This is a genomic window from Paraburkholderia sp. BR10937, from assembly GCF_040965695.1.
Taxonomy (GTDB): domain Bacteria; phylum Pseudomonadota; class Gammaproteobacteria; order Burkholderiales; family Burkholderiaceae; genus Paraburkholderia.
Genome location: NZ_JBFRCL010000018.1, coordinates 42,993 through 67,515, shown reverse-complemented (window position 1 = coordinate 67,515; position 24,523 = coordinate 42,993). Strand labels below are relative to the sequence as shown.

12 protein-coding genes are annotated in these 24,523 nt (G+C 62.7%); 8 read left to right on the top strand and 4 right to left on the bottom strand.

The window, feature by feature from the left end; all coding sequences use genetic code 11:
- Positions 1 to 383: 383 nt before the first annotated feature.
- The 8 genes from AB4Y44_RS16870 to AB4Y44_RS16835 all read left to right on the top strand — a co-directional run bounded on the left by AB4Y44_RS16870 (position 384) and on the right by AB4Y44_RS16835 (position 19,703).
- Positions 384 to 10,307, top strand: a complete 9,924-nt coding sequence (locus AB4Y44_RS16870; protein WP_368700269.1) for an amino acid adenylation domain-containing protein — start codon at positions 384 to 386, stop codon at positions 10,305 to 10,307.
- Positions 10,308 to 10,310: 3 nt separating this feature from the next.
- The gene (locus AB4Y44_RS16865; protein WP_368700268.1) at positions 10,311 to 12,614 is read left to right on the top strand and encodes a condensation domain-containing protein; all 2,304 of its coding nucleotides are present in this window, start codon (positions 10,311 to 10,313) and stop codon (positions 12,612 to 12,614) included.
- A gap of 31 nt (positions 12,615 to 12,645) precedes the next feature.
- Positions 12,646 to 13,791, top strand: coding sequence for an SGNH/GDSL hydrolase family protein (locus AB4Y44_RS16860; RefSeq protein WP_368700267.1), 1,146 nt, complete (start codon positions 12,646 to 12,648; stop codon positions 13,789 to 13,791).
- Positions 13,792 to 13,933: 142 nt separating this feature from the next.
- Positions 13,934 to 14,893 carry a cupin-like domain-containing protein gene (locus AB4Y44_RS16855; protein ID WP_368700266.1) on the top strand — a complete coding sequence of 320 codons (960 nt, stop codon included), beginning with the start codon at positions 13,934 to 13,936 and terminating at the stop codon, positions 14,891 to 14,893.
- A 59-nt stretch (positions 14,894 to 14,952) separates the two neighbouring features.
- Positions 14,953 to 16,035 carry a glycosyltransferase family 2 protein gene (locus AB4Y44_RS16850; protein WP_368700265.1) on the top strand — a complete coding sequence of 361 codons (1,083 nt, stop codon included), beginning with the start codon at positions 14,953 to 14,955 and terminating at the stop codon, positions 16,033 to 16,035.
- The gene (locus AB4Y44_RS16845; RefSeq protein ID WP_368700264.1) at positions 16,028 to 16,486 is read left to right on the top strand and encodes a GtrA family protein; all 459 of its coding nucleotides are present in this window, start codon (positions 16,028 to 16,030) and stop codon (positions 16,484 to 16,486) included. Before AB4Y44_RS16850 ends, AB4Y44_RS16845 begins: the two co-directional genes overlap by 8 nt.
- A gap of 425 nt (positions 16,487 to 16,911) precedes the next feature.
- Positions 16,912 to 18,699, top strand: a complete 1,788-nt coding sequence (locus AB4Y44_RS16840) for a hypothetical protein (protein WP_368700263.1) — start codon at positions 16,912 to 16,914, stop codon at positions 18,697 to 18,699.
- Between the two features lie 89 nt (positions 18,700 to 18,788).
- Positions 18,789 to 19,703, top strand: a complete 915-nt coding sequence (locus AB4Y44_RS16835; RefSeq protein WP_342921559.1) for a transcriptional regulator — start codon at positions 18,789 to 18,791, stop codon at positions 19,701 to 19,703.
- Positions 19,704 to 19,827: 124 nt separating this feature from the next.
- On the opposite strand, the gene AB4Y44_RS16830 is transcribed toward AB4Y44_RS16835, so the two are convergent.
- The 4 genes from AB4Y44_RS16830 to AB4Y44_RS16815 form a co-directional block, all read right to left on the bottom strand.
- The gene (locus tag AB4Y44_RS16830; RefSeq protein WP_342921560.1) at positions 19,828 to 20,904 is read right to left on the bottom strand and encodes a glycosyltransferase; all 1,077 of its coding nucleotides are present in this window, start codon (positions 20,902 to 20,904) and stop codon (positions 19,828 to 19,830) included.
- 12 nt (positions 20,905 to 20,916) lie between these two features.
- Positions 20,917 to 22,023 (bottom strand): glycosyltransferase family 4 protein, encoded by a 1,107-nt coding sequence (locus AB4Y44_RS16825; protein WP_368700262.1) that lies wholly within the window; start codon positions 22,021 to 22,023, stop codon positions 20,917 to 20,919.
- 255 nt (positions 22,024 to 22,278) lie between these two features.
- The gene (locus AB4Y44_RS16820; protein ID WP_368700261.1) at positions 22,279 to 23,373 is read right to left on the bottom strand and encodes an acyltransferase family protein; all 1,095 of its coding nucleotides are present in this window, start codon (positions 23,371 to 23,373) and stop codon (positions 22,279 to 22,281) included.
- A 214-nt stretch (positions 23,374 to 23,587) separates the two neighbouring features.
- On the bottom strand, positions 23,588 to 24,484 hold the full coding sequence (locus tag AB4Y44_RS16815) for a glycosyltransferase family 2 protein (RefSeq protein ID WP_368700260.1): 897 nt from the start codon (positions 24,482 to 24,484) through the stop codon (positions 23,588 to 23,590).
- Between the last annotated feature and the right edge of the window lie 39 nt (positions 24,485 to 24,523).

Here is a 24,523-nt window from a genome sequence, read left to right as displayed (position 1 = left end):
CTGTTGCTGCCACGCACAACGCCACGCCCGAATCGCCGGTCTTCGCCCCGAAAGAACGCACCCAGCCCCCCCGCCGCGATTGCCGCCAAACCCGCCCGCATGGCGGAAAGCGGGCCGCAGCCTGCGCGCGGATGCCCCCGCGCAGCCCCAGCGCGACATGTTGCTGCAGCACATCGTGTGTGCGACGGCGAACGGATAGGCATCCCGCGGAAGATTAACTTCCTCCTACAGCAAATTTCAAACTTGAGACACGAGCCAGGTGCGCAAAGCCGCCTGGCGCTTGTGCTTCCTGTGACCGGCTGCCGTTCTGCGCAAGTGCTGCGAGCTCATCGCGAGGCTTTGCCCAGCAGCGGACCTTCGTCAAAAATGTGGGGGAGTAGCAAATGTCACACAGAGATGGACTTTCAGGCGTTTTGCCGGGCGGGACCGATCGTGTGCCTGGTGTGGCAGCGCGCTTCGATGCCATATGCGCCGAGTTCGGCAATCATCTTGCTGTGATTGACGCCACGGGCGAGGAAGACTACGCCGCCCTCGGTGAACGTTCCGCGCGGCTCGCCACCGTCCTGCACGAAATGGGACTGGAGCCGGGCGAGCGCTGCGCGATCATGGTTTCGCGCAGCCGCGACACGCTGGCCTTGATGCTGGCGATCCTGCGCCTGGGCGCCGTCTACGTGCCGCTGGACCGCGCCTACCCGAAGGCGCAGCTCGATTTCATCGTTTCCGACTGCTCGCCCAGGCTCATCATCGCTGAAGCGGCCGCGCTCGCCAGCGTTGGCGAACTGGACGGCGTCCCGGTCGATCTCGAGCATGTCGTGGCGGCGGCCGAAGCGGCCGACCCCGCACCGCTCCACGCCAGCAGCCGTGACGACGCTGCCTACGTGATGTACACCTCAGGCTCGACCGGCAAGCCCAAGGGCGTCATCGTGCCGCAGCGCGCGATCCTGCGCCTCGTGCAGAACCAGACGTTCACCGAGCTTTCACCCCACACGCGTTTCCTCAACCTCGCGCCGCTCGCCTTCGATGCGAGCACGCTGGAGATCTGGGGACCGCTCCTGAACGGCGGCTGTGCCGCCATCATCAACGAGGTCCAGCCCTCTCTCGACACGATCGCGTCCGAGATAGCGCGACTTGGCGTTACCAGCGCCTGGTTCACGGCTGGCCTCTTCAATGCGCTCGCCGACTATCGGCTGGAAGCCTTTCTTCCGCTCAAGGAGGCGCTGACGGGCGGGGACGTGCTGTCCCCCGTGCACGTACGCAAGGTCATGGAGGCTCATCCGGGTCTGCAGATCATCAATGGCTATGGTCCGACCGAGAACACGACCTTCACCTGCTGCTACCGCATTCCGCGTGACGGCGAGGCGCTCGCGAATGGCGATGCCATTCCCATCGGCTACGCCATCGCGGGCACGAGCGCCTATATCGTGGACGACAAGCTCGTGCCGGTTGCCGATGGCGAAGTCGGCGAACTGGTCACGGGCGGCGACGGCGTCGCGCTCGGCTATCTCAACCGGCCCGATCTGACGGCGGAGAAGTTCGTCGACGACGTTTTCGCTCCCGGCGCGAAGCTCTATCGCACCGGCGACCTCGTGCGCCGCCGCGCGGACGGCGCAATCGAATTTCTGGGCCGCAACGACCGGCAGATCAAGATCGCGGGCAAACGCATCGAACTCGATGAAATCGAACACGCGCTGCGCGTGGCGCCCGGCGTGGCCGATGCGGCCGTGGCCGCATTCGACGGCCGTATGGGCAAGGCCATCGCTGGCTTCGTGAAAGCCGATGCAGCGGACGCCACCGTCCTCCTGAACGAAATCCGCGCTTATCTCAGGTCCGCCCTGCCCGACTACATGATGCCGTCGGAACTGCGGGTCCTGCCGGACTTTCCGCTGACGCCCAACGGCAAGATCAACCGCAAAGCGTTGCTTGCCACAATCGATACGCAATCCGAAGCATCGGCGGCGCCCTCGCCCGTTGACGACGACATTGCCGACAAGCTCGCGTCCGTATTTGAAGGGCTCCTCGGCAAACCCGTCGACCGCCGTGCGAACTTCTTCGACCTCGGCCTGCGCTCGCTCGATCTGATGCGCGCACACGCCATCATCGCGCGCGACGTCGCTGCCAAAGTCGCGCTGGTGGATCTGTTCCGTCACCCCAATGTCGAGGCGCTGGTGGCGCAACTGCGCACGACGCTGCCGACGGTGAACAAAGACGCCATTCGTCAACGCCGGGCCGTGAAAGGCGGAGCCATCGCAGTCATCGGCATGTCCGGACGGTTTCCGGGCGCGCGCAATGTCTCCGAACTCTGGGCGAACATCCTCGCGGGGCGCGACTGCATCACGCATTTCGACCTGGCGGAACTGGAGGACAGTTTCGACGACAAGTCGCGCCGCGACGCGAGTTACGTCAAGGCGCGGCCGATTCTGGCCGATGTCGATCACTTCGATGCCGACTTTTTCGGCATGCTCGCGCGCGAGTCCGCACTCACCGACCCGCAGCAGCGGCTGTTCCTCCAGATCGCCTGGGAAGCGTTCGAAGACGCCGGCTACGACCCGGCAACGATCGCCGGCGCCGTCGGGGTGTTCGCCGGCACGACGATGAACACGTACTTCCTCAAGCACATCCTGTCCGATCGCGCGGTCATCGACGAGTTTACGAGCCAGTTCCAGATCGGCGAGTATCAAAAGCTCGTTGGGGCCGGTGATTTCGTCGCCACCCGCACCGCCTACAAGCTCGGGCTCACGGGGCCCGCCATCTCCGTGCAGACGGCATGCTCCACCTCGCTCACCGCGATCAGCCTCGCCGTCGAGAACCTTCGGGCCGGACGCTGCGACATGGCGCTGGCCGGCGGCGTCTCGATCACCTTCCCGCAAAAGCGCGGTTACTTCTACGAAGAAGGCGGCATGGGTGCACCCGACGGCGTGTGCCGTCCGTTCGATGCCGATGCGAAGGGCACGGTATTCGGCAGCGGCGCGGGCGTCGTCCTGCTCAAACGTCTCGAAGACGCCATCGCCGATGAAGATCCGATCTACGCCGTGATCCGCGGCGTGGGGATCAATAACGACGGTTCCGACAAGGTCGGCTTCACCGCCCCGAGCGTCGACGCCCAGGCCCGCGCGATTGCCATCGCGCACGCCGAGGCCGGCATCGATCCATCGTCGATTGGCTATATCGAGGCCCATGGCACGGCTACGCCGCTTGGCGATCCGATTGAATTCGCGGGCCTCGTGCAGGCGTTTCGCCTGGGCGGCGCCGAGGGCGGCCAGTTCTGCGCGCTCGGCTCGGCGAAGGCCAATGTCGGGCACCTCGACGCGGCCGCGGGCGTGACGGGCTTCATCGCCGCGTCGCTCGCGCTGCGCAACCGCACCTTGCCGCCGCTCACGCATTTCCGTTCGCCCAACCCTGGCATCGACCTGGCCAGCAGCCCGTTTTTCTTCAATACGACCGTGCGTCCCTGGGCTGATGGCGCCACGCCGCGCCGTGCCGGCGTGAGTTCCCTCGGCGTGGGTGGGACGAACGTCCACGTGGTGCTGGAGGAGGCGCCGTGCCGTAACGCCTCCGCCGAGCAAAGCGAAGGACTCCAGATCCTGCCGCTGTCGGCCCGCAGCACGGCAGCGCTCGAACGGGCGAAGGCGAATCTCGCCACCCATCTCGCCAGCCATCCGGAGATCGCGCTAGCCGACGTGGCCGCGACGCTGCAAACGGGGCGCCGCGATTTCGCGCACCGCGCCGTTGTGGTCGCCGAGAGCGTGGAGCAGGCCCAGGCCAAGCTGCAGAAAGGCGCGATCGAAGCACAGGCCCCGCAGGCCACGCCTGCAGTCGTCTTCATGTTCCCCGGCCAGGGCGCGCAGTACCCGGGCATGGGCGCCGCGCTCTATCGCACCGAGCCGGTCTATCGCGCGTGGATCGACAAGGGCGCGGAGGCGCTGGCTCCGCATCTGGGCCTGGACATCCGCGCGCTGCTGCTGAGCGAAGCCCCGGAAGGCGACGACACCCCGCACCCGATCCGCTCGACGATCTACGCGCAGCCGGCGCTCTTCCTCGTCGAATATGCGCTCGCGCAGTTGTGGATCTCGCGCGGCATCAAGCCGGCAGCCATGATCGGCCATAGCGTCGGCGAGCTGGTCGCGGCGTGCGTGGCGGAGGCGATCGCCTTCGAGGATGCGCTGTGCCTGATCGCGCAACGCGGGGCGCTCATGCAGTCGGCCGAACCGGGCGCGATGCTGGTCGTGCGCCTGTCGGAGGCCGAACTCAGCCCCATGTTGCCCGCGGATGTCGATCTCGCCGCGATCAATGCGCCGACGCTCAGCGTCGTGGCAGGCCCCTTCGCAGCCATCGAAGCGTTCGAGGCCACGCTCAAGGCACGCGACATCGAGCATCGACGTCTGCACACCTCGCACGCGTTCCACTCGCACATGATGTCGGGTGTCGTCGACGATCTGGCCAAGGTCGCGAACAGCCTGACTTTCGCGCGGCCGAAGATTCCGTACGTGTCCTCCGTGACCGGGCAGTGGGCGGCGATGGACCAGCCGGTATCGGGACAGTACTGGGCCAGCCATTGCCGCAATGTCGTGCGCTTTAGCGACGCGCTCGCCACGGTCACGGCAGAGGGCAAGCCGCTGCTGCTCGAAATCGGCCCGGGCCGCACGCTCTCGACCTTCGTCCTGCAGGGCTTGCCCAAGGACCGGCATCAGGGCGCGATTGCCTCGCTGCCCGACTTCGCGACGCGCGAGCGCGAGCTTGCCGTCCTCGCCGAGGCGACCGGGCGCCTGTGGCTGAACGGCGTCAAGCCGAACTGGAAAACGCTGCGGGCCGAATCCGGCCGCCGCGTTTCGCTACCGACCTACCCCTTCGAGCCGGAACGGCACTGGATTGACGCCCCGGCAACCGCCTCTTCACGCCAGCCGACGACCGTTGCCCCAGCGATTGCCGCACAAGCCCCGTCCGAAGCCCTAATCGATATTCCTCAGACCGCCATGGCCCAAACCGTCCAAATCGACCGCAAACCGCGTCTCATTGCCGAACTGGCGTCACTGCTCGCCGAAATGTCCGGCGAAGCACCGGATACGTCCAATCCGGACGTGACCTTCTGGGATCTCGGTTACGACTCGCTATTCATGGGGCAAGTATCGCGGCAACTGCGCCGCCGCTACGACGTCACGATCAGCTTCCGGCAGATCATGAGCGACTATCCGACGCTGCCCGCCCTCGCGCAGTTCCTCGATGGCGCCATGCCGCCCGATCCGGAAGTGCCTGCCGAGGCTGCGCCCGTTGCTGCACCTGCTGCTGCGCCGGTCGCTGTTCAGGCAGCGGCCGCGCCGGTCCCCATTGCGGCAGTACCGGCGGGTACACCTGTGGCTGTGCAAATGGCCGTCGCGCCGGCCACGGGCGACCTCCAGTCGGTGATCCGCGACCAGCTCGCCGCGATGCAGTCGGTGATGGCGCGTCAGCTCGAGGTGCTGCAAGGTGCGCCGCTGGCCGTGCCGCAGCCCGCAGCGGCGCAAATCGTGGTGCCCGCAGCCGTCGCCGCCGCCCCCGTCGTTGCAACGCCCGCACCAGCCGCCGCGCCTGCGCACTCCGCCGGTCCCGAGATCAAGTTCGAGGAGAACCGCCCGTCGCGCTTCACCGCATACAAGCCCGGCGCCTCGCACTCGGCCCAGATGACCGACGCCCAGAAGGCGTTCATCACCGATCTGGCGACGCGCTACTCGGCCAAAACCGCCACTTCCAAGTCTCGTACGCAGTCCTATCGGGCCGTGCTTGCCGATCCGCGCACCGCCAGCGGCTTCCGCGAGGAATGGAAGGAGCTTGTCTATCCGATCGTCGCCCAGCGCTCGAAGGGCTCGAAGATCTGGGACGTGGACGGCAATGAATACATCGACGTGGTCAACGGCTACGGCCAGACCGCGTTCGGCCACACGCCCGATTTCGTGGTTGCCGCGGTCAACGCGCAACTGGCGGAAGGTTTCGCTATCGGACCGCAGTCGCCGCTCGCGGGCGAAGTCGCGCAGATGTTCTCCGAGATGACCGGCCATCAGCGCGTCACCTTCTGCAATACCGGCTCGGAAGCCGTGATGGCGGCGATGCGTCTCGCGCGCACGGTGACCGGCAAGGACAAGGTGGTCTGCTTCGATGGCGACTATCACGGCCAGTTCGACGAAGTGCTCGTGAAGCCGGGCAGCGAAGCGGGCGTGCCGCGCGCGTTCCCGCTCGCCCCGGGAATTCCGCAGACCTCCGTGGGCAACATGGTCGTGCTGCCGTACGCGCGTCCCGAAAGCCTCGAATGGATCAAGGCCAACATCGACGATATCGCGGCCGTCCTGATCGAGCCGGTGCAGTCGCGCCATCCCAACCTGCGTCCGAAGGAGTTCGTGCAGCAGTTGCGCGACGTGACGGCAGCCAATGACTCGGCGCTCATCTTCGACGAGGTCGTGACGGGCTTTCGCGTCCATCCGGCCGGCATGCAAGGCCTGTGGGGCATCCAGGGCGACATGGCGACCTACGGCAAGGTGGTCGGCGGCGGCCTGCCGATTGGCGTGCTCGCCGGCACCACGCAGTACATGGACGCGCTCGACGGCGGCCAGTGGCAGTTCGGCGATGCTTCGGTACCCGAAGTTCCGCCCACGTTCTTCGCAGGCACGTTCGTGCGCCATCCCGTCGTGCTGGCGGCAATGAAAGCCGTCCTCCTGCACCTCAAGGAAGCCGGCCCCGCACTGCAGGAAGGGCTCGGCGAACGCATGAACGGCCTCGTACAGCGCGTCAACGCACATCTGGAGAAGGTCGGCATCGTCACGCGCGCCGAGTCGTTCTCGAGCTGGTTCTATGTGAATCTCGCGGGCGAAGACCGCCTCGGCAGCCTCTTCTATCCGTATATGCGATACCTCGGCGTGCATATCATGGAAGGCTTCCCCTGCTTCCTGACGACGAGCCATTCGGACGAGGACATCCGCAAGATCGGCGACGCCTTCATCGCGAGTATCGATGCGCTCCAGCGCGTCGGCATTCTCGGCGGCGCGCAGGACGCCGCGGCGCTGACGCAGGCCGAGCCGGCGCTCACGCAGTCCGCGCTCACCGAGCCGCAAAAGGAAATCTGGATGTCGGCCCAGCAAGGCCACGAGGCCTCGCTCGCGTTCAATGAGTCGTTCACGCTCGAACTCAATGGCAAGCTGAACGAGGCCGCTTTCGAACGCGCCTTCGCCGCGACGGTTGCCCGCCACGATGCGTTGCGCGTGCACTTCTCGCGCGTGGGCGACATGATGTTCGCGGAACCGACGACGACCGTGCCGCTCGTCCCGATCGACCTTTCCACTCACGCCGATCCGGCGGGCGAGCTCAAGGCCATCATCGACGCGGAAGCCCGCGAGGTCTTCGACCTGACCCGAGGCCCGCTCGCGCGCGCCGCACTGGTGCGCCTCGAAGCGCAGAAGTGGGCGTTCGTGTTCACTGCGCATCACATCGTCTGCGACGGGTGGTCGATCAACATCATCCTGCGCGATCTGGCTGCGCTCTACGCCGCAGAAGTCTGGGGCACGCAGCCGGAACTCGACGAGGTGCAGAGCTTCCTCGCGTTCGCCAAGGCACAGGACGAGATCGGCGTCGAGAAGGAAACGCGCGAGTTCTGGATGAACGTCCATCGCGTCCCGGCGCCGCAACCCGATTTGCCTGGCGACCGCCCGCGTCCGGAACGCAAGAGCTTCAACGGCGCTTCGACGACCCGCCATCTGGGCGCGGACCTGCTCAAGCAGGTCAAGACCGCCTCCTCGAAGCAGGGCTGCTCGCTGTTCGCCACGCTGTTCGGAGCGGCCCAGGTGCTGTTCGGCCGTCTGTCCGGCAATGACGACGTGGTCATCGCCGCGCCGATGGCTGGCCAGTCGCAAGCGGGCGAAGCATTGCTGGTCGGGCACTGCGTCAACTTCCTGCCGCTGCGCGTGAAGTTCGACCGCGAGAAGCCTTTCGCCACGCACATGAAGGCGGTGCGCGATCACCTCTACGACGCGGGCGACCGCCAGAACTACACCTACGGCGCCCTCGTGCGCGATCTCGGCATCAAGCGCGATCTCAACCGGCTGCCGCTGACCGACCTGCAGTTCAACCTGGAAAAGGTCGACGGCGAACTCGACATGGCAGGCGTCACCACGCACTTCGCGCCGAACGCAAAGGCCTACAGCAACTTCGATCTGTTCCTGAACGTGATCGAATCGGCACAGGGTCTGCGTCTCGATTGCGACTTCAACACCGACGTCTATGACGAAACGACGATCCAGCGCTGGCTCGGCTACTACGAAACCTTGCTGGCGGCGATCGCACGCGATGCCGAAACGCCGGTCGCAGCCCTGCCGCTCTTGAGCGATGCGGAAATCCACCATCTGCGTGACGAGCTGAACGCGTCCCAGCGCGACTACGATCTCTCGCAAACGACCACGGCGCTGATCGCCGCGCAGGCCTGGCAGGCTCCCGATACGACGGCCGTATCTGACGACTCGACGAGCCTGACCTATGGCGAACTCGATGCGCGTGCCAGCCAGATCGCGCGCCGGCTCATGGCGGCGGGTATCGCGTCGGGCTCACGCGTCGCCATCGCGATGGAACGCAGCGCCATGATCGTGGCCGCGATGATCGGCGTGTGGCGCGCGGGCTGCGCCTACGTGCCGCTCGACATGACGATGCCGCCCGCACGCCTGCGCCAGATTCTCGATGGCGCTGGCATCGCCGCCATCCTCAGCGATGAGCAAAGCCTCACGGTGCTGGAACCGGGCACGCATCGCGTGCTGGACGTAGAGGCGCTCCTCGCACAGGACGACGACGAAACCGTGGCGCTGCCCGCCGTCACGGACGCGGATTCGGCCTACGTGATCTTCACGTCGGGCTCGACGGGTCAGCCCAAGGGCGTGGAGATCGGCCATCGCGCGCTGAGCAACTTCCTGCTCTCGATGGCGCACGCGCCGGGCTTTACGGTCAGGGACAGCATCGTCGCGGTGACGACGTTCTCCTTCGATATCTCGGGTCTCGAGCTGTTCCTGCCGCTCATCGCCGGCGGGCGGACCTTCATCGCCGGCCATGCGGAAGTGCGTACCGGTTTCGAGCTGGTGACGCGCCTGAAGGAAGAAGCCGCCACCGTGCTCCAGGCGACGCCTTCGCTGTGGCGCATGCTGCTCGAGGCCGGCTTCAAGGCGCCGAAGGGCTTCAAGATCCTGTGTGGCGGTGAGCCGTTGCCGCGCGATCTCGCCGACGACCTGCTCGCGACCGGTGCGGAGGTGTGGAACCTCTACGGCCCGACCGAGACGACGATCTGGTCCTCCGCCTCGCGTGTCGTTGCGAACGCACCGGTGGTGATCGGCGCGCCGCTCGCCAATACCGACCTGCACGTGCTGACCGACGACCTGCGTCTGGCGCCCGTGGGCGTGAGCGGCGAACTGTGGATTGGCGGTGAAGGCCTGGCGAAGGGCTATTTCAACCGCCCTGACCTGACCGATGCCGCCTTCAAGTCGGTTGCCATCGAAGGCGCCGCCCCGCGCCGGCTCTACCGTACCGGCGATCTCGCGAAGCGGCACGCCGACGGCTCGCTGCAGCACCTGGGCCGTCGCGACCAGCAGATCAAGCTGCGCGGCTTCCGCATCGAGATCGAGGATATCGAGGCCACCCTGCGCAAGGCCCCCGGTGTTGCCGCAGCCGCCGTCGCCCTGCATACCGTCGCCGACAGCGCGCGCCTCGTGGGCTACCTGGTCGGCGCTGGCTCCGGCAAACTGGATCAGAGCGCAGTCGCAGCGCATGTCGCCGGGCAACTGCCGTCCTACATGGTGCCGACGCTGTGGATGACGCTCGACGCGCTGCCGCAGACCAGCAACGGCAAGCTCGACCGCAAGGCCCTGCCCGTGCCGACGGCGGACATGGTGGCCGCGCCGGTGCGCCAGCCGCATGCTGCGCTCAAGGTCGTGCCGCAAGCGCCGGTGCCGGTCGAACCGGCGGCGAGCGCCCCCCCGCAAATCGTGGTCGCAGCAGCCGAACCCGTGGCCATGACGCCGACGCAGGCCACCATCGCCGCGATCTGGGGCGAGGTGCTCGGCCTGCAGCAGGTGGGCATCGACCAGAAGTTCTTCAGCCTCGGCGCAGACAGCCTGCAGCTCTTCCGCATCGTTGCGCGGATGAACGAGCGCGGGCTGGGCGTGGATGCCCGTCAGCTCATGAAGAACGTCACGATCGAGCAGCTCGCCGCGAGCCTTGACGGCACGCAGACGGACGAGCCGGTCGAGGCGCCCGCCGTGGCGCGTCCGTCGATCCTCAACTTCAAGCGCAGGATTGCCGAAGGAGCCTGAGCGATGAACTCGATAGCCTTGAATATCGCACCTGTGCAGGAGGTCGAGGCGGGCCACGCCCTGTTCCCGGCGACCGCCTGCCAGGTACGCTACTGGCACGAGCAGAAGGCGTCGCCGAAGGCCTCCGCGCTGAATATCGCCTTCCGGCTGCAATTGTCGGGGCCGCTCACTGCCGCGAGCATCGAACAGGTGCTCGGCGAACTGGTCGCGCGGCACGAGATTTTGCGCACCGGCTTCCTGATGACGGGCGCGGGGCTGCGCCAGCAGGTCTGGAGCCGCGCCCCCTTCCGGCTCGCGGTGGTGGATCTCGGCGGTCTGGACGAACAGGCCGCGCTGGCCGAGGCCCAGCGTGTGGGTCAGGAGCAGGCACGCACGCCTTTCGACCTGTCCTCGGCGTCATTCTTCCGGGCCGTGTGGCTGCCAAGGTCGAGCACGCAAGGCGAGTTGCAGCTGACCTTCCATTCGCTCGTGATGGACGGCTGGTCCTTCGCGATCCTCGTGCGCGAACTCGTGGAAGGACTCGCGGCGCTTCACGCGGGCCACGATCCCGATTACGCCGACGTCGACCTGCACCATGGCGACTACGCTCTGTGGAAGGGCGAGTTCCTGGCCAGCGGCGCCATCGACCGCGCTCGCGCGCATTGGCGCCATGAGCTTGAAGGCTTCAGCCGCTTCGACGTAAAGGGCGACCGCCCCCCGCCACCGGAGCGGCGCTTCCAGGGCGTCATTCGTTCGATTCTGCTGCCGGGCGAGATGAGCGAGCGTCTGATCGCGGCCGCCAAGGCGCAAGGCGTGACGCTCTTCAGCGTGGCGGCCGCGGGCCTCGCGATGTCGCTGCACAAGACGACTGGGCAGCCCAAAGTCGCCATGGGCACGCAGATGTCGGTGCGCGATCAGCAGGAACTCGAAGGTGTAATCGGGCCGCTCATCAACACGGTGATCCTGCGCCTCGATGTGACCCAGGGCAGCACGCTTGCCGATGTCACCGCACAGTGTGGCGCCAAGCTCAGCGATGCCATCGAACATCTTCACGTGCCGTTCGAAGAGATGATGGAGATGGCCGGCGAAGTGTCGGATATGAACCGGCCGCCGCTATGCTCGGTCAACTTCGCTTTGCAGCAAAGCTTCGTCGGCATGGGCGACGAGGTGCGCCGCCAGGATTTCGCCGCGACGACTTCGCCCTCCTTCAACGCGGGCGCGCTCTACGACCTCAACTTCTTCATGGTGCGGCGCCCGGAAGGCTGGCGCATCTCCTGTGAGGGCGACACGGACCTCTACGACATCGAGACGATCGACCGGTATCTCGCCCAATGGCGCGAGGTGCTGGAAACCGCCGAAGTCACGCCGCAGCGAGCGCGCACGCCCGCCGCCGGAAACGACACGGCACAAGTCGCGGGCGGCGTGGGTGTCAGCGGTTTTATGAGCCGGGCGGAGCTGGAGGCGAAAGCGCACAACGTCGTGCACTTCAACGAGGAGGGTTCGCAAACGCCCGTCATCGTGCTCAACAATATCGCGGTCCTCTATGAACTGGCCAAACAGGTCGGCGATGAGCGGCCCATCGTCGATGTTCCGATGGTACCGAAGACGCCTCAGCCCAACTTCCCGTTGCGCGCTTTCGAGGATCTCGCCGCGGACGCCGTGCGACTCATCAGACTGATCCAGCCAGGCGGCCCCTATATCCTCATGGGCTACTGCGTGCTGGGCGCAATGGCGCTGGAAGCGGCCCACCAGCTGCGCCGCGAAGGCGAAACGGTGGAGCTCGTCGTCCTCACCGACTCCTGGTGCCCTGGGTATCGGGAGTCGATGCCCTGGTACGACCGCCTGTTGCGCAAGCTGCAGGTGCGCATGGACGACATCCCGCGCGACTTCCGCCTCGCGAGACGTGGCGAGATGTCCATGATCGCGTTCCTCCAGCAGTTTCGGACCGTTCGCTGGCTTCGTCTCACGCAGCTAGCGGTGAAGTTCGGCTTCCTGAAGAACGACAGCGCGAATAACATGATCGACGATAATCTCTGGTATGGCCGCAACATCGGCTATCTGCGCGAGCAGCAGGTGCGGTATCGTCCGAAGCCCTACGACGGCAATGTCCAGATCTTCCGCAGCGGTCAGGTGCTCAAGGGCCGCCTGTTTGCGCACGACATGGGCTGGGGTGAAGTGATCAGGGGCAAACTGGTCGTCACTGAAGTTCCTGGCATGCACAACCAGATGTTCCGTGCGGCCGGCGCGGCGGTCATGGGCACGCAACTGCTCGACCGCTTTGCCGAAACCGCGCACGACGAACAGGAAAACGCCCTTGAAGGGCCATGATCTCGGTGCGCCACGATAGGGTAAATGGCCTATGTCCCGTTCGCGTAGGGTGTTGCTGGTCGCGCTTTTTGGCGCACTGTCCGTCACCGGCCTCTTTGTCAGACTAGCCGTTCCGGGCCTGTTTCGGCGCGCGCCGGTCGCCGTCGCCAACGCGTCGGAGCCTCCCCCGGAAAGGGTGCGCCTCGCAGTGCTTGGGGACTCCAATAGCCAGTCCTACCACGACACACTCATGTTGGGAGATCCGGGCGCGCGAGGAGGCCAGTGGCGCGCGACCACCTGGCAGTGGACCGAGGTGCTCGCCCGGTTGCGGGGAGACCAGATCGACCAGGGCAAATGGGGCGCGTGGGGAACCGGGAAGTATCGGGCCATCGCCAGCGAAGCTTTGGGTGCGCTCGCCCGCACGCCCCCCAAGCAGGACTACCGCTATAACTTCGCGGTTAGCGGCGCGACCTGCAGCCAGTTGATGGGGCAATCGCAGCGCCAGGCGATCCGTCTCGTCGATTTGATGGACACAGAACCACAAGCCTGGCGAGGCGGCATCGTGTTCGTCCGGATAGGTGACAACGATCTCAGCAGCCACGAGCTATTCGATGAGTTGTCGCGCGATCCAGCTGCACCGCACCCCGCGGCCGTGATCGACGCTTGCATCAAGTCAATTGGCGAAGCCGTCGCGCTGATCCGCAAATATCACCCGGATACCTATGTCGTACTCTCAACTGCGGCCAGCGGCGCGGATTGGCCGGGCGAGTTCGAAAGCTGGCAATCCGCCAGAGAGATCGCCAATATCGATGCCGGGATAGATCGCTTCAACAATGGCTTGCGCGCGCTCGCCGCGGCAGATCGCCATGTCTATGTTCTCGAAGATGAAGCATGGTTCAGAAGCATGTGGGGCCAACGCGACGCTCAAGGTCGTCCAAACTACAAGACGGTTCATCTCTCGCCTGGCTGGGCCATCACCAATACCTCCGGCGACGATCCGCACAATGTCTTCCTTTCGGACAGCCATGCCGGCGTGGTCTGGAACACGCTCTGGACCCAGTACTTTGTCACTTCAATGAATGCCGCTTTCGGGCTGCATATCAAACCGATCGCGGACGCCGAGGTGATCGACTTTCTCAGGCCAAGCTTCAAAGCCGCCGGCACCACATCGGCGACGAGCCAGGAAGCTGTCAAGTAGACCGCTTATCCGCGGGTATACGCCAAAACCGGCGTGGATGTTCGTCAACGCACATCTGGCCCACAGACGCGATAGTAGCCTGCAAGCAATACCCTCTAACCTGCAAAGGTGTGCCATGTCTGTGACTAGCAATGGTGCGACGTTGGCCGATGCATCCCCCCAACTCACCTCAGACGGAAAAATCCTGCACGCTTGCAACAAGGAATTCAAAAGCAACTTCAATCTGCATCCGTTCAAATTCAATCATCTGTTGCATGAAAGCGGCTTGTTCGAGATCCCCAGGATCGCCGAAGTCGCCCAGCGGATGCTTGAAAAGAATGGCAACGTCCGTGCGATCAACTTCAAGAATAGTTCGCTGGAATCCAGGTTCAGCGCCATGCCCCACAGCACGCGGCTGAAAGAAGCGTTTGCGAGCGTTCACGAAAACGACTCATGGATCAAGCTGACTCAGGCACACCTTTACGACGCGGACTACGCGCAGGTCCTTGACACGATTACCGCCGAGCTCGAGGCGTTGTCCGATTACCCGCTGCGCAGCGACATCACCCTGGTGACGATGACCTTGCTGGTCTCGTCACCCAATATCTCGACGCCCTTCCATATCGATCACGAAACCAACTTCCTCTTCCAGCTGCAGGGCTCGAAAGACGTATGCCTCTTTCCGGCCACCGATCGCGAGCTGGTGCCGGACCAGGAAGTGGAGCGCTACTACGCCGGCAACTTCGAGGCCGCGCGTTATCGCCGTCAACTGCAGAGTCGCGGCACGATCTTCCGGCTCAATCCGGGCGAAGTGGTGCATCACCCCTCATTGGCGCCGCATTGGGTCAAGAACGACGACAACATTTCGGTGAGTATCAGCATCAACTACTGCATGAGGTCGCTCGAGCGGCGCGCGCGGGTTTATCAGGCCAACTACGTTCTGCGCATGATGGGGCTGAAGCCGTTGCCGCCCGGTGTCTCGCCATTGCGCGACAGCTTGAAAAGAAAGGTCATCTCGACGCTCGAACACCGCCATCCCAAGACATTCGCGGAAGTCGTTCACGCGCCGGTGACCCGCTTGAAGTCCCCGCTGAACGCGGTTCGGCGTCTGGTCAAACGCTGAACGCCCGCGATTCGATCAATACGCCAATCGCACAACCGCGGCATCTGCGCGAGGTAATCATGGACTATATCGGCCGCCCTCACTTTCTGGCTCCAGAGCCTCTCCTGAGGGAAGCGTCAACCTCGCCGGCAGGCGCACGCGAGACGACTGCGCGGTCCAATCCTGCGCTTGCGGAAGTTCCCTCGGTCAGCGAGCCCTGCCTGTTGTCGCTCGTCGTGCCGTTCTATAACGAGGAGGAGATGATCGGCGCGTTCTTCAGCACGGTCATTCCTGTACTCGAATCGATCGACGGAACCGGGTTCGAAATCGTCTGTGTGAACGACGGCAGCCGCGATGACACGCTGCGCATGCTGATCGGCATGTCGAAGGAAGACAGCCGCATCCGTGTCATCGACCTGACGCGCAATTTCGGCAAGGAAGCCGCGCTTTCGGCAGGGCTCGACGAAGCGCGCGGCGCCATTGTGATTCCTTTTGACGCGGACTTGCAGGACCCGCCGAAAATCATTCCGCTATTGGTCGAGAAATGGCGAGAAGGCCACGATGTCGTCGTTGCCAAACGTGTGAGCCGGCTCACGGATTCCTTCCTCAAGCGCCAGACCGCGGCGATCTTTTATCGCATCCACAACGCGATGTGCGACACGAAGATCCCAGAGAATGTGGGTGACTTCCGTTTGATCACACGGGAGGTCGTGGACGCGCTCAAACAGCTCCCCGAGACGCGCCGCTTCATGAAGGGGCTGTTTGCCTGGGTCGGCTACCGGACCGCAGTCGTCGAGTATGTGCGCGAGCCTCGCCTTGCCGGCAGGTCGAAGTTTTCGGGCTGGAAACTGTGGAACTTCGCGCTGGAGGGCTTCACGAGTTTCAGCACGCTGCCGCTTCGCGTCTGGACTTACGTCGGCAGCTTCGTGGCATGCATCGCGATTATGTACGCATCCTTTCTCATTGTGCGAACCTTGATTCAAGGGGTCGCCGTACCTGGCTACGCGTCATTGATCTCGGCCGTGCTCCTGCTCGGCGGGGTTCAGTTGATCGGTATCGGCGTACTTGGCGAATACATCGGCCGCATCTACTACGAATCGAAGAACCGGCCGGTTTACCTGGTCCGCCGCCGCTATCAATCTGCAGGCAGCCACGATGACTGATCTGCGCGCGGTACAAAGGTTCGTCGTCTATGCGGGCGTCGGTGCAATCGGCACCGGCGCGCAGTATGCGATTCTCATTGCGATGGTCCACTCCGGCCTGGCCTCCCCGGCCGTCAGTTCCATGGCTGGGGCAACCGCCGGCGCGATCGTCAACTACAGCCTCAACCGCCAGATCACGTTCCGCAGCAAGAGCAATCCCCTGTCGACCGCACCGAAGTTCGCCATCATCGCGTTGCTCGGCGTATTGATGAACGGCGCGTGCATGAAGTTCTTCGTCACAAGTCTTGGCCTGAACTATCTGATTGCGCAGCTGGTCACGACTGCCCTCGTTCTCGGCTTGACCTATCTGCTCAACTCGGCGTGGACGTTCAATGAGAAGGGGCGCCATTCCGGAGCGGCCTCCAATGCGTCTAAACAGGTCCCGACCGCAGGCGACGCACCGTCGTCCTGAACGCAGTTCCCCTTTCGGCGAACCAGGGAATCGTGTCTGCGCGCACGCATACGCCGATGAATCCGCCTCGTTCGATCGAAAGCCGCGTTGCCCAACGCACAGAGAGGTTCGATCCCACCGGCTAAATTCATCGCGTGACTTGCCTGCACGAACGTAAGCGAGACGCCCTGCTGTCATATGACTGCCGGGACGACATCGAGCGATGAACGCGGCGTGCTGAAACACACCGTAGATTCCGGGGGTTCACCACATTGTGCTGGACAGTTCCGGACCTTGGCGGCGTTCGTGGCCGACCAGGCAGGCATCGGCCCGTGCTCATACCTCGACTGATATTGGGCGTTAACAGCTCATTTTGCTGATTGGACCACTGGGCGGTTAGCTCCGTTATCGATTGATTCTTCTGGCTGCGAGCGTGGAGGTGCTACATGACAATAAAGTGGTCACGGGGGAATGTGCATTTGATCCTGTCCTGGATCGTCGTCGGCATACTCGGTGTCGTCGAAGGCCTCTACGGTCGGACGCAATATTATGGCGACTGGATCTCCTATCTCAATGTCAGCTGGGCCGTCACGCACCTCGACTGGCGCGAAATATTCAACCCGTTCTGGAATCCCGGCTATCCCGCACTGGTTGCCGGCGCCCGGGCGCTGGCCGCCCCCACGCCGGACGGCGAGTGGTATGCCATAACGGCAATCAACTGGGTCATCTATCTCGTTGCTTATGCCGCCTGGCGCGGACTGATCCGGAGTGCGCTCGCGCTGTATTGGCCTGGTTCGCTCGCGCTGAACAAGCACCCGTTCACCATCTGGATTGGAGTTTGCGTTTTTCTTGGCGCCTGCCTGGCGCTTGATTCCGTTTCGGCCGCGTGTCCAGACCTGCTTGTGACCACCGGCTTCCTCCTCGCTTCCGGCCTGCTCCTCTCCCTGATTCGTCGTCGTGACCTGCTGACTGCGACTTTGCTTGGTCTCGTCCTTGGTCTCGGCGTTTGGGTAAAGGGGGTATTCACTCCATTTGCCTGTCTGTTCGTGCTGACGCTTTTCATCTATTGCTGCATGAGGGGCGGCTTGTGGAAATCGCTCGCTGCGGTAGTGGGAACCTTCGGTGTTTTCTTTGCCGTCTACATCGCCGGAATTTCCTGGTCCTACGGGGAATTCACGCTTGGCGCCTCCGGTGCCTTGAATGTCCCCTGGCACGTGAACGAGCTACCTCACCTGACCAATTGGCAAGGCGGACCGGCGCAGTTCGGCCGGCCAATCCATCCGACCAGTCAACTCGTAGCGGACTTGCCAGTGTTCGGCTTTGGCGCACCTTTCCACACGACTTACCCTCCCTATAACGACGTCGCATATTGGTACAAGGGCTTTAAGTCGTTCTTCAGTTTGAAGATGCAATTGATCGCAATGGGCCGGTCGCTGTGGAGCTTGCAGCAGATACTCAAGCAACATCCAACGGTGCTTTCGCTCGCCGCGGCGCTCTTCTTGATTGTTGCCAGGCGGTCATGGCGAGCATCGCTCCTCAAGACAATGATCCGCGCCTGGCCATTGCTGCTGCCAACCGTTGGAGGCTTTGCCACCTACTTTATTGTTCACGTTGAAGATCGCTATCTCAGTGCATTCGTTATGGTCATTGCGCTGCTGACATGGACGCCATTGCTCGACGCAACCCTGCAATCGCGCCGCCTGCTCGCCACAGCGCTCGCCATCATCTTTGGTGCAGGCGCTCTCGGTGAGCTTGCGATGACCGACGGGCCTTCGTTCGTGGCGGCGGTTAATCGGGCGGACTTTCACGACGACCCGAAATGGCGGATTGCCGACGCGCTCACTGCCTCCGGGTTGCAGCCGGGGGACCCGGTCGCCGTGATCCGGGATAGCTATCCCACTGTCCGGGTCAGCTGGGCCTATGTGTCACGTTTGCGCATCGTTGCCGAGTTCGGCGGTCTCCCGTACCGCATCGAGCCGCAGGACCGTAACCGTCTTGATCGCAACGACGAAGTGCTCTGGCCGAATTTTAGTGAAACATTCTGGACGAAGCTTACGGCGCAACAACGTGAAGAGATCATGCAGGCGTTCCATCAAACCGGAGCGCGAGCGGTCGTGTCCCTCGCAATGCCGAATATTCAGCCCGGTCCAGGCTGGGTAGCACTGAAGGGAACGCCCGCGTGGCTTTACAAGTTCGACGATGTGGCCAACAAACCCACGGTCGCAAGTAATTAGTTATCCAGCGTTTTCATTTCCCACGCAATTGAGTTCCCAGGTGCCAAAGGGTATTCCTTATCCTCCATTAGACAGAAAGGAGCGATCACATGGAGACTACCGCCGTTCCCCCCGTTCTCGAAGCGGCATTGCCTGACAAGTGGATCGACGCGGATTCCTCGGTGTTTCGGGAGAATTTCGAGCGGAAGAGCTTCGACGTCTCCCACCACCTGGCGTCCCATCCGCTCTTTCAGCTTCCTCAATTGATGGAATTGGCGGAGCGAACCCTGAAAACACGTCCCGATGACCTCTACTTCGACATGGGCGATGTCGCGCCCGGTCAGAAATGGAAAGATACGAATCGTGCGTTCTCGCCGCTGAATGCATTAAAGCAGTTGGAGGACTCCAACGCCTGGTTCATTTTCAGAGGCCCGCAACAAGATCCGGCCTACGCCGAGCTGTACAGGCATGCGATGGCGGAGATCAAGGGTATGGTCGGCGGCGACATCGAATCGCAGATCAAGCGGGAAGACCTCATCATTTTCGTGACGTCACCGAAGCGTGTGACGGCGTATCACATCGATCGGGAATGCAATTTCATTCTTCAAATCCACGGGCAAAAGGATTTGTACGTCTTTGATCGGGAAGACCGGCAGGTGCTTCCGGAAGAGGAACTCGAGCGATTCTGGACGATCGATCACAACGCGCCGAACTATAGACCCGAGTTGCAGGACAGGGCGAAGACATACAGACTGGCCCCCGGAAAGGGCGTTCACGTCCCTGTCAATTGCCCCCATTGGTTGAAGAACGGCGACAATATCTCGGTAACGTTGAGCGTAAATTTTCAGTTTCTCAACACGCTGCGTGCGGATGTCTATCGGGCCAACTATTACCTCCGGAAGCTTGGACTCAACCCCACGCCGCCTGGACGAAGCGCGGTGCGCGATCGCGCCAAGGCCGCGGCGTTCTCGGCGGTGAATACCGCCCGCCGCGTCGCGAAGTCGACCCTGCAAGGAAGCGACTAGTCTTACGTGTTGCCCTGGCCCGCTCCGGCCCACCGTGGCGGGCCTTGTTGTTGTACGCACGAGCAATGGGGATCACCAGCTGCCCTGTTGGCTTCCCCGAATGCGACCAGCTCGAGTCAGCGAATCACCCGACCTTTTCAACCAGCGCTCTCCAGCTGGCGAGTATCGGTTCGCGCGCAAACATCTGGAGGTGCACGCGCGCCTCGGAAATCCGCCGACCACGCTCCTCGTCCGGCATTTCGGCTAACGAACGCATACCGAACGCGATGGACTCGCGAGCAAGCGGATCGGCGCACAGCATCGCGCCGCCGCCGACTTCCGTCAGGATGCTCCCGCGAGAAACGAGGCATGGCAAATCGTGCTCTATCGCCTCGATCACCGGCATTCCGAATCCTTCCAGCAGACTCATCAGCACGAAACCCGATGCGTTGCGATAAAGCCAACGAAGCTCGTCATCTTTGGTATAGCCCGGCATCACGACACCCGGAGATTGCCTCGCGAGTTCAATAGCGGCGTCGGCGCCAGACTCGCGCCCTCCGACAACAACATACTGCCACCCTTTCTCCACAAGCCCGCTTGCCGAGAACGCCTCGATGCAACGGGCCTGGTTCTTGCGATCGCCGATATTCCCCACCGTCAGCAGAAAACGGCGCGAAACGCCTTCCACCGGACGCCCCTCTCCTTTCTTGACTCCCAGACGTGTTGGAATATAGATGACATTCGACGAGGCAAAGTCATTGCCGTACAGCGCGTGAAATTCCCGCTGCGACGTCTTGCTGACGAAAACCATATGGGGCTTCATCCGCCGGATCTCGTCATAAGCCCGAACATACAATTCATTGACACCGGGCGCGAAATACTGAGGATGTGTGATCGGACCCACATCGTGGCAGAGCACGATGTCTCGTGCTTCCAGTCGATGGCGCACGACGCTGAGCGGGTCGAGATGCAGCGTAGGGCGTGGATCGCGGATTACCGGCAAAAGAGCAACCAGCGGCGACCTGTTGACCCGCGCAATGGTTTCCTTGTGGGTCAAGCGGCCCGCGATCCGGCGCATCAGATCATTATGGGGAAAATCGTGAAATCGTCCGTAGTGGACCGTCGTCACCCTGGTCCCGAGCGTCGAAATGATGTCCTTCCCCAAAAAGAGCTTGCCGGTTCGATCATTGAGCGCCAATGAGAAGTCGACATCAATAGACATTATGTGCCCCCATCAGCCGCTCACGGCCTTCACGGTATCGAACATGCTGCGCGCCGCCTGTCTCCAGGTGAAGCCGCCAGCCTGCCGGAGCCCGGCGGATATCAGCGACTGCCGCACAGGTTCATCGTTGAGTACGGTCAAAATATTCATCCGCCAGGCGTCCGGGTCGAACGGATCGGCATAAAGCACCGCCTTGCCGCAAACTTCCGGAAGCGCGCCATACGGCGCAGCGACGACCGGGCAACCCAGCGCCATCGCCTCCAGCGGCGGCAGACCAAACCCTTCCGTAAGCGAGGGGAACGCAAGTGCGCCGGCATGGGTCATCAGCCCAACGAGCTCGGCATCGCTAATGCGGCCGGTAAATCGCACGTTGGGCGGCACGACATGCCCAACGCTTTCGAAGTCGGCCTGCGTCGCACTGCCGAACAGCACGAGTTCGACGTCGCTCAGCTGTGCGCCGGCGAAGGCCTTGAGCAAAATGCCGATGTTCTTGTGTTTCTGGGTGTTCGCGAGTGCGAGCACGTAGCGCCGTGGCTTCAGGCTCAATACAGCAAGCTGCCGCGCGTCGGGCTGGACCTGCAGAACATGGTCGCAGCCGTTATGCACAACGACAATCTTGTCGGCGCTGGCAACGCCATAGCGCACAAGCTCGCCCTTGGAAAACTCGGATACGGTAAAGATGATCTTGTGCCGTTTGCCGATGAAAAAGTAGAGCGATTTGTACCAAAGCCGAAAAGGAAGTGAATAGGATTCCGGGGCCGAATACACCTGTGCGTCGTGGATCATCGTTGCCGAATCCCGATGAATCAGTGGCCCGAGATTGCACAGATTAAGAATAAAGTCCCTTCTGCGAGCCAGTGGAAAATAGCATTGCTCCCACACGATCCGGTGAATCTTGCGAACCCAGCGACTCTCGCGAACGCACGAAATATTGCGGTAGAGCGGAATCTCGACGCGGTCTCTGACGACGAGCGCGCAATCGAGGCCGCTGCCGGCTTGCCCGGCAATCAGCGCATCGGTCGCAGCAACGAGTTGCTCGGCCACCTTGTGCACGCCCGTCGGCGCTGCCCCGAAGAACTTGCCATTGAACGCTATCGTCTTCGACGCGATCGTCTTCATAACCCTCTCCACGTTCAAGCGTCAATGCTCTTCAGTCAATGGCCCGGCAACCGATCAGATGGCCGCTCAAGCGGCAGCAACGATAGCTCCAGAGGTTTCGCGCAGGGTTCGCGCAACGCGATGTCCGTCCTGACTCAGGACAGTGCGGCTTTCTCCGACGGGTATGCTATCGACCCAGCCGGAGCAACACTGCTCGATACCGCACGCAAACGCGTGCGTATTCAGCCTGCGCACGGGCGAGCGCTACGCACGGCCTCAAACGGGTGTATCGGCCGCCGTGGTGTCGAGAACCGGTTTAGGCGTCGATCGGCCAAATCGGGATACGAGCCACGCACGGATGGGCGTATCGATGAAACGCATGATGAGATAACTGGTCAGCAGGATCGCGGGCAAGAACATGGCGGCCTCCAGAATCGGATCCTTTCTGTGCATCAACTGCTGATAGACGCCGTTGAGCCAGACGAACGCGGGGTAATGCAACGCGTACACGGGATACGACAGTTCCCCAAGAGCGAGCGCGGCCGTGCGCACAGGCCCGGTAAGCGCAATCGACGATCCGCCGAGGATCAGCAACGGCATCACGGCGGCAGCCCACAGCCACTGGACGAAGAAGGGGATCTGGCCATTCCACCCCATGGTGACCAGGGTTGCGACGCACGCTGGAGGAAATAGCGATTTCCAGATCTTCAACGAGAGCAGCCCGAATTTCATATGGCCGTGATAAAGCAGGACGCCCAGATAATAAGCGCCAAATACACGCGGAAAGCCGGAAAGGAAAGTCTGCGGCGTATCGCCTCCCATGCCAGCTACCGCCGTAAGCGCGTAGCCTGCAATCGCCATGGTGAGCGCGAACTTTATTCCGTCGAATCGGCGTGTGAGCATCCAGAACAGATTGACGACCAGCTCGAGGAACAGCGTGTATTCCGGGCCATTGAGCGGAAACACCTGCGGCCCTCCAATTGCATGCGGAGCACCGAAGACCGGAATGCACGATAGACCAAGGAGCGTGGCGGCCGCGAGCCAGCCTGGAGAGATATCGGAATCGTGAAGCAGAACATATCTCGCCGCCAGATACGATGCGCTCAACAGGGTTCCGATCACGATCATCGGCATCAGCCGTATGAGTCTGATACGCGCGAACAGCACGCCGCTCATCCCTCTTTCGAAGCGGCCACGATACGCCACGCACAGGACGTAACCCGACAGGCCAAAAAAGAAGTCGACAGCAATACCGGCGTTGGGGGCCAACCATGGGATCCCCAGCCAATGATTGAAGTGAAAGAGCAGGACCGAGATGGCTGCGAGGCCGCGCAGGCAATCGGGCACCGCCAAATGGGAGTCTTTTTTCATCGCGTGCGACTAACACCAGCTTTTTAGACAACCTTCTTCGCTACCAGGTTGTTTCCGAACCGGAAGTACCTTCAGGGCTTGTGCATAGCGTACGGCGCAACCCTGAGCGCCCCTAGCGCTTGTTCATCGATTGCGTACGGTCAGGCACAATGCAGGCGGCTCTTAACGCGCTCTACCATCGCGGAATGACCGTCAGCCTCGTGCCTGGCACGTGCTAAAAGCTCTCGGGTCGCTCAGGCGTCAGCTTTCCACGAAAGAAGTCCCACAAGCCGATCAGATTCCCCATCAGACGCCCTCGCCGGTCGATCCATGGCTCCGGCGCAAAGCTTCGCACGACGTTGCTCGCGATATTGCGTATGACATGATCGACCGCCGGGCGCAAAGGCATCGTCTTCTTTTTCACCAGATAAAGCGGATTGATCACCTGCGAATAACCCAGCTTGCATCCCGACACCCTGCCGCGTTTGACGCCCAGGTGCACGCCGAGCGCCGTGTTGATACGCACGACGAGATAGCCCCGATTCCAGATCTGGCCTCCGAAATCGCGATCCTCCTGCCAGCCATAGAGAACGAGGCGCTCATCGAAGCGCAGGCCCGCGATGCTGCTGGCGCGGAACGCCATGTTGCACCCGTAGGGACCACCGGTCGGCGCGACGATCAACCGTTCCGGAAGATCGCCGATCCTCGCAACGATGGCGCGCCCTTCTTCGACGGAATAACCTGGCCCATGAATGCCATCCGCGATGACGGTTCCGGTGACACAGGCAATGGATGGATCGCTGTCAAGCGCCCTGAGGACTTCCGCAGTCCACTCGCTATGCATCAGAAAGTCATCGTCCAGGAAAATCACGACGTCGACATCGTCAGGCACATGGTTCAATGCATGATTGCGTTGCGTCGTGAGCCCAGGTCGCCCCTTCAGGACGATCATGCCGGGTTGGACTGACAGGTCGGCAACGTCCTCGTCCGAGACGCAGGAGACGATGATCAGATCAGGTTTAACCGTTTGCAAATCGACGAAGGCAACGACATCCCTGAGAATGTCTGCGCGGCCACGAGTGGCAAAGATCAGGCAGATTTTCCAATCTCCGCCGGGCGAAGGTTGACTCATTGGCCCGGCCATCGTGGCTCGCGAACTCAAGCTCGATTC

Bases quoted from the DNA above. Each gene is read 5' to 3' on its own strand.
- AB4Y44_RS16850 (WP_368700265.1), top strand. From the start codon at position 14,953: ATGGACTATATCGGCCGCCCTCACTTTCTGGCTCCAGAGCCTCTCCTG.
- AB4Y44_RS16830 (WP_342921560.1), bottom strand. From the start codon at position 20,904: ATGTCTATTGATGTCGACTTCTCATTGGCGCTCAATGATCGAACCGGC.
- AB4Y44_RS16820 (WP_368700261.1), bottom strand. From the start codon at position 23,373: ATGAAAAAAGACTCCCATTTGGCGGTGCCCGATTGCCTGCGCGGCCTC.
- AB4Y44_RS16870 (WP_368700269.1), top strand. From the start codon at position 384: ATGTCACACAGAGATGGACTTTCAGGCGTTTTGCCGGGCGGGACCGAT.
- AB4Y44_RS16825 (WP_368700262.1), bottom strand. From the start codon at position 22,023: ATGAAGACGATCGCGTCGAAGACGATAGCGTTCAATGGCAAGTTCTTC.
- AB4Y44_RS16815 (WP_368700260.1), bottom strand. From the start codon at position 24,484: ATGAGTCAACCTTCGCCCGGCGGAGATTGGAAAATCTGCCTGATCTTT.
- AB4Y44_RS16865 (WP_368700268.1), top strand. From the start codon at position 10,311: ATGAACTCGATAGCCTTGAATATCGCACCTGTGCAGGAGGTCGAGGCG.
- AB4Y44_RS16845 (WP_368700264.1), top strand. From the start codon at position 16,028: ATGACTGATCTGCGCGCGGTACAAAGGTTCGTCGTCTATGCGGGCGTC.
- AB4Y44_RS16840 (WP_368700263.1), top strand. From the start codon at position 16,912: ATGACAATAAAGTGGTCACGGGGGAATGTGCATTTGATCCTGTCCTGG.
- AB4Y44_RS16860 (WP_368700267.1), top strand. From the start codon at position 12,646: ATGTCCCGTTCGCGTAGGGTGTTGCTGGTCGCGCTTTTTGGCGCACTG.
- AB4Y44_RS16835 (WP_342921559.1), top strand. From the start codon at position 18,789: ATGGAGACTACCGCCGTTCCCCCCGTTCTCGAAGCGGCATTGCCTGAC.